Below are 1,278 nucleotides of genomic sequence, written 5' to 3' on the forward strand. Positions count from 1 at the left end.
CATTGTGGTATGCGAAGCGGAGGAGAGTATGGCGGACCTTCAACTTGACGCCAACGAGATTTTGCGCACTGTCGCAGATCTACCATGCCCGCAAGGTTTGCCCCTCCTGGGAAACCTGTTTCAGATGGCACCGGCGAGACTTCACTCGACTTTGGAGCAATGGGCGAAGCGATTTGGTTCGCCATTCAGGGTTCAGCTTGGCACGATTCCGGTCACAGTGTGGACGCAGGCGGAACTGTTTCAGACTGTCATGCGCGAGCGTCCGCACCTGTATCGTCGATTTGCGCCAATAGAATCCGTAATGGCGGAGCTTGGCGGAAACGGACTATTCTCTGCCGAAGGCACGGCTTGGGAACCGCAGCGTCGGCTCGTCATGCGCGCGCTGTCCTTTTCCAACATTAAGGCCTTTTATCCGACTCTGGCGGCCATTACCGAGCGTCTTCTCGTTCGCCTGCAAGAGGCGGCAAAGGAGCATAGAACGCTCGAAATGACAGAAGAACTTAAGCGCTACACCGTTGACGTGACGAGTACGCTCGCCTTCGGCGAGGATCCGCATACGCTCGAACAGGAACAGGGTGTAATCCAGGAACAGCTTGCCCTCATACCGCCGGCGCTCATGAGGCGTGTCACTGCCCTCTTTCCCTACTGGCACTACGTCACGCTTCCCCAGGACCGGTTACTCGCGCGGGCAATGGTGGAGGTGCACAGCTACATTCAAAAAATGATTGAACGGGCGCGTGAGCGCATGCGCCAATCGCCTGATGCGCCACCGCACAACTTGCTCGAAGCGATGCTCGCCGCGCGCAACGAGCCCGATTCAACGGTTACCGACGAACAGGTATCGGCGAACGTCCTGACGCTTCTCGTCGCAGGAGAGGATACGACGGCTAATGCAATCGCCTGGGGGCTTATGTACATTGCTGCGGATTCGCATCTGCAGAACCGGCTATTCGAACAGTCGCGCGCGGCACTCGGTGAGTCCAAGGCCTGCCCGGACTACGACGCATTAAAGCACCTCGATCTATGCGAGGCGGTATGCAATGAGGCACTCCGACTGCGGCCAGTTGCTGCAATACAGACGTTCGAGCCACTGACTGACGTGTGCCTGGGAGGTGTTGCTATACCGGCAGGAACACGCATGCTATTTCTCACGCGTCCAAGCATGTTGGACCCGCGCAACTTTGTGCGTCCAGAAACATTTGACCCTGACCGTTGGAGGCATCCACGAGACCCATCGGAAGGTGTGCATGAACAGAAGGCGTACCTGACATTCGGTGC

At 57.5% G+C, this 1,278-nt stretch carries 1 protein-coding gene; it reads left to right on the plus strand.

The window, feature by feature from the left end; translation table 11 throughout:
- Positions 1–28 precede the first annotated feature (28 nt).
- On the plus strand, positions 29–1,278 hold a 1,250-nt coding region (locus P0D96_RS47980), incomplete at its 3' end, for a cytochrome P450 (protein ID WP_408321335.1).

The organism is Paraburkholderia sp. RL17-347-BIC-D (genome assembly GCF_046027915.1).
GTDB lineage: Bacteria > Pseudomonadota > Gammaproteobacteria > Burkholderiales > Burkholderiaceae > Paraburkholderia.